The 8,584-nt window shown below is 41.3% G+C and carries 7 protein-coding genes and 2 tRNA genes; 1 reads left to right on the top strand and 8 read right to left on the bottom strand.

Translation table 11 applies throughout. From position 1 onward, the window contains the following. Positions 1-258 (top strand): hypothetical protein (locus BKH46_RS09425; RefSeq protein WP_172402517.1); only part of this gene is annotated, 258 nt, incomplete at its 5' end. 696 nt (positions 259-954) lie between these two features. Here the strand turns inward: BKH46_RS09425 and BKH46_RS01375 are convergent. The 8 genes from BKH46_RS01375 to purD form a co-directional block, all read right to left on the bottom strand. Next, positions 955-1,041 (bottom strand) — tRNA-Leu (locus BKH46_RS01375). A 14-nt stretch (positions 1,042-1,055) separates the two neighbouring features. Then, positions 1,056-1,140, bottom strand: a tRNA-Leu gene (locus BKH46_RS01370). A 29-nt stretch (positions 1,141-1,169) separates the two neighbouring features. Beyond that, positions 1,170-1,484, bottom strand: a complete 315-nt coding sequence (locus BKH46_RS01365; protein ID WP_095225014.1) for a F0F1 ATP synthase subunit C — start codon at positions 1,482-1,484, stop codon at positions 1,170-1,172. A 97-nt stretch (positions 1,485-1,581) separates the two neighbouring features. Further along, complete coding sequence (locus BKH46_RS01360; RefSeq protein ID WP_095225013.1) at positions 1,582-3,687, bottom strand: polyribonucleotide nucleotidyltransferase; 2,106 nt, start codon at positions 3,685-3,687, stop codon at positions 1,582-1,584. A 15-nt stretch (positions 3,688-3,702) separates the two neighbouring features. Next, complete coding sequence (locus BKH46_RS01355; RefSeq protein ID WP_095225012.1) at positions 3,703-4,401, bottom strand: phosphoribosyltransferase family protein; 699 nt, start codon at positions 4,399-4,401, stop codon at positions 3,703-3,705. 8 nt (positions 4,402-4,409) lie between these two features. Continuing rightward, a complete protein-coding gene (gene lptD / locus BKH46_RS01350; protein WP_095225011.1) occupies positions 4,410-6,686 on the bottom strand; it encodes an LPS assembly protein LptD in 2,277 nt (758 codons plus the stop codon). Positions 6,687-6,694: 8 nt separating this feature from the next. Next, the gene (locus BKH46_RS01345) at positions 6,695-7,165 is read right to left on the bottom strand and encodes an RDD family protein (protein ID WP_095225010.1); all 471 of its coding nucleotides are present in this window, start codon (positions 7,163-7,165) and stop codon (positions 6,695-6,697) included. After that, complete coding sequence (gene purD / locus BKH46_RS01340) at positions 7,162-8,442, bottom strand: phosphoribosylamine--glycine ligase (RefSeq protein WP_095225009.1); 1,281 nt, start codon at positions 8,440-8,442, stop codon at positions 7,162-7,164. The genes BKH46_RS01345 and purD overlap by 4 nt, the downstream gene beginning before the upstream one ends. Positions 8,443-8,584: the final 142 nt, after the last annotated feature.

Raw genomic sequence — 8,584 nt, 5'->3', positions numbered from 1 at the left:
GATTATTCGACTCTAACAATCAGTGGGACTATCAGACAAATAGGAATCTCGGATGCAAGCTTGACTGAAAGCTCTAAAGTCAAAGATGTCCATTACTCAATGGTTAGTATCTATCCTATAGTCGGAGTGCATTGGTATCAAGGCAAGTGGCAAGTAGCAGTACTCTATCGGTTTGGTAATTTCATCAAAGCTCAAGTAGAAAGAGGGAGCTATAAAACCTCCTCTTATGGTGGTATCAATGCTGTGTATCGTTTTTAATGGGGGGGGGGGGGGTAAAGTCCCCTCATCTGATTCAAGCTCTTTTTGGAGAGCTTGTTGATTATTATAAAACGCGCACAATCGTTTAGGTTTTGTGATCTTAAGTTCAGTTTTTGTGATTTTTGATAACCCCTTTTTGGGATTAGAGTTTTTAGCTTTTTAGGAAAGGGAAAATGCTGATTGACACAGATGGTTATCAAATACAAATCATTCAATACGCACAAATCGCCTGCTGTATGTTATTTGAATACAATTTATCAAACCCCCTACACTCCACCATCTCCATTTTCTTTTGCATATCATATTCTAAACATTGATACATTATTTTCCTCTAAAGCCATCTATTTTGTAAGTTTTTGTTTTGTTTTTTTGGATATTTTTTTGCATAATTTCTGCAAGCCCCTGATTTGTAAAATTTCCCCATATTCAAAAAGTGGTTCAACTGGTTGGTTTTAGATTTGCTCTATAGTCAAGATTTTTAATTTGTGTTGGACTGATTTTAATAAAAGGAATTGTTTGATGGGGGGGGATATGGGATTGGGTTAGGATTCAGGTTGCATACAAGGCTTGTAGCCATATGATATGAAGTCAAATCAAAATATCAATTTGGTAAAATCTATAAATAAGCAGTCAAAAAACTTGATAAAAATCTAAACTATTGATAAAGAAGCTAGAGAAGGTAAGAGCAGAAAGTTATGGTGCCGAAAGTCGGACTCGAACCGACACAGGGTTGCCCCTACCAGATTTTGAGTCTAGCGCGTCTACCAATTTCACCACTTCGGCATAACTAAAAAATATGGTGCGCTGAGCGAGACTTGAACTCGCACGAGTTGCCTCACCACCCCCTCAAGATGGCGTGTCTACCAGTTCCACCACCAGCGCACAAGCTCCTTGTAAAAAGGAGCGATTGGTTATCCTATAAAAGGATTAGCATAAATAGCAATGATAGCAAAAACCAAAGTATAGATAACTTGAGCTTCAATCAATGCAAGAGCGATAAACATCGTTGTGAGTAATTTCCCACCAATACCTGGATTTCTAGCTGTCCCAGAGATAGTAGCTGCTGCTGCGTGCCCCATACCGATAGCACCACCCAAAGCAGCGATTCCTAGACCGATAACACCCCCTGCGATAGAATATGATTTGATCATATCCATACCACTGATGGGATCACTAGCAAACGCAAAACCGACTAAGCCAAAAAATAATACCAACAAAGCTTTCATATCAACTCCTACAAAAATTAAGCCCGTTCGGATCTGTCCCCTACTTGAAGCTTTTGAAGTGTGATTATCTCTAAAAAATTATAAAGATAAGTTTAAATCAGCTTCTAACAAGGTCAAGTTCAACTTTTCCCTTGTTGTAACCAAGTATCTGGCAGCGAACTTGATCGCCCTCGTGCATATCTTCTTTGAGATGATAATCCCTGCCTTTGCCAAAGCGATTGATGTGCAATAAGCCATCACCCCCTCTTGGCAGCCCAATAAATGCCCCAAAATCAAGGACTTTTTTGACCACACCCACAAAGACTTCGCCCACTTCATATTTGCTCACATCGACCCTTTGACTCTCGATGAGATCTAAAATAAAGCCTTTTGCTCCCTCTGTGTTTTTTTGGCTTTCACCAGAGATTTTGACTTCGCCATTTTCGCGATTGAGATCGATACTGACCTTGAAGCGCTCGATGATTTCTTTGATAGTCTTGCCCCCTTGCCCAATGACTTCTACAACCTTGGCAGGAGGGATACTAAAGACCTCTAGGCTAGGGAGGATTTCTGTGTTGATTATGATGGATTCTCTTGCTTTTTGCATGATTGCAAGGATAGTGTTTCTGGCTTTTTGGGCTTGATAGAGGGCTTGTTTGAGTATCTCAAACGCCACGCCCTCAAGCTTTATATCCATCTGCATGGCTGTGATACCTTGCATGGAGCCTGCTACCTTGAAATCCATATCTCCATCGTGGTCTTCTAGCCCGTTGATATCACTGAGTATAGCATACCGCTCTTTATCGACAACTAGCCCCATCGCCACCCCTGCGATCAAGCCACTGACCTCTATGCCACTTGCACATAATGCTAGCGACCCTCCACACACACTCGCCATCGAGCTAGAGCCATTGGATTCAAGGATTTCAGATACGAGCCTGATTGTTTTGCTCCTATCAAGGATACTCGATTCTAATGCTCGTTTTGCTAGATTGCCATGGCCTAGCTCTCTTCTGTTGGGAGGTGAGATGATACTTGCCTCGCCCACGCTAAAGCCAGGGAAATTATAATGGAACATAAAACTTTCTTTGTTTGTGCTTTTCTCGCTCAAAGACTCTTGAATCTGTGCATCGCCATCAGCCCCTAATGTGCTCACAACCAAAGCCTGTGTCTGCCCTCTGGTGAATAATGCAGAGCCGTGTGCGTAAGGCAAAATATTGGTTTGAATATCGATATTGCGGATATCTTCATACCCTCTGCCATCTGAACGCACCTTTTGAGTGAGGATCTGCTCTCGAATCGATTGCTTTTTGTAGTCTTCTAGGGCAAGGGAGATGTCTTTGAGCGTCCAGCCTTGCTCGATTGATGTGGCTTGATAGATTTCTTGGGCGATTGTTTTGAGCCCAGAACTTCTCTCGCTCTTTGCCATTTGTGCGATGGCTGCAGCGATTGCTTGTGCGTAGTTTGCCTTGATATATGCTTGGATTTGGGGGTCTTTTTGCAAGGTATTTAGCGGCAATGTTAGGGGAGCTTTGATGTGTGCTCCAAAGGCTTGTTTGTATTGTTTGCAAGATGAAGTGATGGTTTTTTGGGCTAGTTCGAGGGCTTGGAGCAGCTCTTCTTCGGGGATTTCATTGGGTTGTTGGTGGGTGTTTAATGCACGCATTTCAATCATCAATAACGCCCCCTCACTCCCAGATACATACAAATCAAGGCTTGATTGGGTCAGCTCTTCTGGAGTCGGATTGATGATAAATTTCCCCTCTATCTGTCCGATTCTAAGCCCAGCTACAGGGTGATAAACAGGCAGACTAGAGAGATATAGGGCATTGGCAGCTGCGTTGAGTGCGCAGACTTGCAAGTCGGCTTGTTTGTCATAGCTAAGCACCATAATCGTAATTTGTGTCGGGTATGTATAGCCTTTAGGGAACAAGGGGCGCAGACTTCTATCGATGAGCCGAGAAGTGAGTGTTTCAAATTCACCGGGCTTGCCCTCGCGCTTGATAAACCCCCCTGGGAACTTGCCGATGGCATAGGATTTCTCGATATATTGCACCGTTAAGGGCAAAAAATCTTCTTCTACAGGCTTTGTATCAACGCACACACTCGCAAGGATCACGCACCCTCCACTCTGATACCAAACAGACCCTGCAGCCTGCTTGGCGACAAAGTCTATGGTATATTTTTCCTTGAGATTTTCCAAACATAACTCAATCGTATTCACATATCTTCCTTTTCCTTATTTTTGTTTCAAGCTTTTTTCTTCGATTTTTCCTAGCGATTTGTCAAGTATCTTTTCGACTTGCTCATCATCAATGGGGGGCAATGTCTTGTAATAATGTGCTGTAGATACAAAATGCTCTGGCTTGAACACACTGATGATACCATCGCAATTCTCTGCTAAAGAATTGGCGACATTTTTAGCAATCACTGGAGTGAGGACATAGACATTTTTTGCTCCCTTAGCGATACAAGTCTGTATAGCGACATTCATTGTCAGACCCGTTTCGACCCCTTGATCGACAATCAACACATCGCGTTGATTCAAAGAGCTAATCATCGAGCCTTTTCTGAACTTATAAATATCTGCCAAAATCACCTCTTCATAGGCTCTTTTGGCTTCACCATAGACATAATCGAGTGTGATTTCAAAAGAATCTATCAAAGCCTCGTTCATTATTATATCCATATTTTCGCTCACGATAGCAATTTCACACTCAGGATTCAAAGGAGCAAGGATAGGCACGGTGAATAAAAAATCTAGCGGGATACCTAGTTTTTGCGACATTTTCTCGCCAAATTCCACGCCAGCTAGGCTTGTGGCTAAAATGATGGAGTTTTTGATATCCAAATGCCACATCAACATCTCGTCCATCAAGCGCAAGAGGGCGTCATCTCGGCTTTCAAATTGTATGTTTTTATGATTTGTAGTCCCCATATTTTTCCTTATTTGTTGATTTTATCAAGCTTGTTGCTGACTCGGTAGGTCAGGGCAGTGTTGGTTAAGGGCGAAAAGCTAAATTCTAGCTTGATATAGGTATTTTTCAAAACACTCAAAGGATTGCCTGGGTCGTTGGTGAGAATCGGTCGCCTTTGATTGACAAATTTCAGTCCGATACCAAAACAACGGATATTTTTAAAAATCCCCACATCCCAATCAAGCAAAATATTGTTTTTGATATCATAGCCTGCTGAAGCGCTTAGACCAAAATAGCCAAAATCATTGCTAAAGCCCCCTTTGAGATAGTTTGCTGAATTTTCAATCACTTTATTGATACTATTGTCATTGAAATTTCTTTTGATGTAGTATGAAAGGTTTGCGACCATATAATTATGCTTGTAAGTCGCATTTAGGGCGATTTCATCGAGGCTATTGTAATAAAAAGAATAAAACACGCTCCCATACACATCAAGCCCTTTGAGGGGGGAGAAGCCGACTTTATTTTCCATAGGGATCCGTGCGATAGAGATGGCATCATCAAAGTTGAGTGTTTGGGAAAGTTTCCAATAAAACAGCTCTTTGCCCTCGAGTCCATAAAAATACTGGATCAGTTTCAAGTCCATCTTTCTGCCTAAGACATTGGAGCTCGTGATACTCAAAGGATCCCAAATATCGCTATAGGACTTACCATTGAGTGTGTAATAATCATAATCGTTGGGCTTGTGGTCTTTTCTGAGTTTGGCTGTGAGGGGATACATTTGTGTGTCTAGCAAGCCATTGGATACTTGAAAATAAGGATCGCTGAAGTCTATTTCAAGCTGTATAGTATGGAAGACTTTGTCATAGTCTTTGGCTAAATCTGTATTCAAAGAGATCATATACCCTGCTGATAAGATATTGCCAAATGCACGAGTGCTTTTCTTGCCTAAATCGGGGATAAAAGTTTCTTCGGGGTTGGTGATGGCTAGATTGCTCATATATAGATTGTTCCAGATACCCAAAGAAATGTATTTTTTGAATAAAGAAAATTGCATACCCACAGGGATACTCAAAGCATTTTGCACATAGCCATAGCCGATATCTCGCGCGGTGTTTTTGAACTGATAATCGATAGAATACAATAGATTTTTGAAAAAAAGCGTATTGAGATATTTATGGTATTGGAGGTTGGGGAGGGATTGGAAAGTCTTGGAGTTGTTGATTTTATTGAGGTTCAAAAAATACTTAAAATTGATACCATAGTAGTGGTTTTCAGTCTGTATGTAGTAGTTGCCTCGGGACATATGCGTGCCATCGGTGATGATTTTATTGATATTTTCAAATCTGACATAATCCAAGTCGTTCATATACAAAAAATCCAGATACAAGCCATTGTCAATAAAAGATTTTAGTCCTAGATATTTCTCAAGGGGGTTTCTGCTAGAGTGCAAAAATTCAAAACCATAGACATTTCTATTTCTCAAATTATATTTTGTGAAATAATCAGTTTCATTATGAAAAAAACGCGTGTTGAAGGTAAAAGTATCTTGCTCAGAGTCGATAAATCTCGCTTCGATATTCCCTCCATAGCCCCTAGAAGTCCTAATTTGGGGGGTAAAGGTCATATCCCAAAAGTCTTGCAATGCCAAATAAAAGGGCTGCATATACACAAAGCCCTCTGTGTTGGAGGCTGCAAACTCAGGGTATAAAAACCCTGAAGTTCTTTTGTTGCTTGTGGAGAGATAGAGATAGGGGAAGTAAAACACTGGCACATCACCGATATAGACTTTAGGATTCCAAAGCGAGAGGGCAGAGTTGCTAGAATTATACCCCCCAGAGGTCGCATCGATATGCCAAATGGGGTTTTCGATACTGCAGCCTGAAATCACAGCATTTTTGAAGCTATATTTTTTGTCTATATTTTCAGCGATATTTGCACTCACCCACATACCACTCACGCTCTCTTGCATATAAAAAGGCTCGATAGCCTCGTATTTTTCGTTCATATTCAAAACAATATGCTCAGCACGGACAAAAAAGCTCCCACCTTTATAGACCTTGATATCTCCATCAATAGTGGCAATGCGATTTTTGGTATCATAAGAGATTTTATCTGCGAGTATATAAATATCGTGATTGAGTAGCACAGCATTGCCAGAAGCGACTACGATACTGCCTTGTGCGCTCACATTATCGGCTAGGAGTTCAAAAATCTTGTTGTTGTTTTTATCAAATTTTTGCACAGCACTCTGACTCCCATAAGCCAAAACACAAAAAATAAATAAAAAAATCAATCGCAACAACGCATACCCTATCCACTTGAAACAACAATAGTTTTTAAGAATTTATCATAGACTGCACGCAAGAATCTATCATCAAAGACAAAAATAAAAGGCAAAAAAAAGGCTATTTCTCCCAAAGTTTTCATCAAAGACCGTGCTAAAAGTATCTTCAGACTCGGTCTATCCAAGCTAGCAAGTGAGAGAACTCGGAGCTTGAATATCACCTTGCCTAATGTAGAACCAAAAAAAAACATCAAAAAAAAGTCATATAAAATAAACAATATAAAATAAAAAAATACAAATCTTTGTATCCAAAAAATCTTAGCTTCTATTGTATTAAGCGTGGCAAGATGGGGATAAAACACACTCAAATACGACCAAGTCAGCCCAAGAACTAAAAAAATATCAAACAAAAAAGCTCCCGCACGATGGGAAAAAGAAGCGATGTGTAAATCCTCACGGAATAATAATGCCTCTATTTTCTCATCTGACCAATTCATAGATATTCCAAAGCCCTATATCCAATATCATCACGATATGCCATACCTTCAAATGCGACTTGCTTGATGAGGCCATAAGCGTGTTTTTGCGCAGCCTTCAAGCTCTCACCTCTTCCCACACACAGCAACACGCGCCCTCCAGAGCTCACAAGCCCCTCTTTTGTCTTGCTCACTCCAGCAAAAACCAGATGTGCATTAGGGGTGGGAGTTGGGGTGATATGGATGATTTGGGGCTGTGATTGGGTATAGGGATAATCCTTGCTTACAAGCACAACTCCCAAACAAAACCCATCAAAAAACTCCACCTTTAAAGTGCGCAAACGATGTTCAATCACCCCATAGCACAGATCTAGCAAGGGAGTTTTAAGCAATGGGAGCAAAACCTCGCATTCAGGATCGCCAAAACGCACATTGAATTCAAGCAAATAAGGCTCTAGCACACCATCTTTTTCTACAACCATCACGCCAGCAAACAGCACGCCCATAAAGGGATTGCCCTCTTGGAGCATTCCTTTGAGCGTGGGGGCGATGATTTTGTCTTTTATCTTTTGTTCTAGTGCGCTATCACACAAGGGCGTGGGAGTATAAGCTCCCATACCACCTGTATTAGGACCTTGATCGCCATTTAAGAGTCGTTTGTGATCTTGGCAAGCAGGCAGCAGCACAAATTCACTGCCATCACAAAGAGCAAAGACAGAGAGTTCATAACCCTCCAAAAACTCTTCAATCACCACGCATTTCCCTGCTTCACCAAAGCTCTCACCTTTTAGCATTTCTTGAAGGGCTTTGAGGGCTTCGTCTTTGCTAGAAGCGATGATAACGCCCTTGCCCGCACACAATCCATCGGCTTTGAGGACGATAGGAGGGGTGAGTGTGGCGATGAAATCTTGTGCTTTTTGTAAATCAGAAGTCTGGATATAGGCTGCTGTGGGGATTTTGAAGCGAGAAACAAAATCTTTCATAAAGGCTTTAGAGCCCTCTAGCTGTGCGGCCTTTTTGCTTGGACCAAAGACTTTGATTCCCGCTTGACTCAAGACATCGGCCAAGCCCTCTACAAGCGGCGTTTCAGGCCCTATAATCACAAGATCTATCTGATGGCTTTGGACAAAATCAATGATATCTTTATTTTCTTGACAGATGATATTTTCACCAATGAGTGCTGTCCCACCATTTCCAGGGCAAAAATAAACCTTTTGTATGCGCGTATCTTCAAGCAGCTTCTTTCCGATCGCATACTCTCTGCCACCACTCCCTATGACTAAGATCTTTTGTTCCATCATATTTCCATTTTTATTTTTACCCAAATGACCGCTACATATATGCGCAGCTCAAAAAAGCTACAAATAGACCAAGAGAGCCTTATTAGGCGGCAGATTCTCACCCTAAGGGCTGCAAGCGAAAATACCGAACACACAAAGA

The sequence above is a fragment of the Helicobacter sp. 12S02634-8 genome, from assembly GCF_002272865.1.
Taxonomy (GTDB): Bacteria; Campylobacterota; Campylobacteria; order Campylobacterales; family Helicobacteraceae; genus Helicobacter_J.
This window is presented reverse-complemented; position numbering and strand designations above follow the sequence as displayed.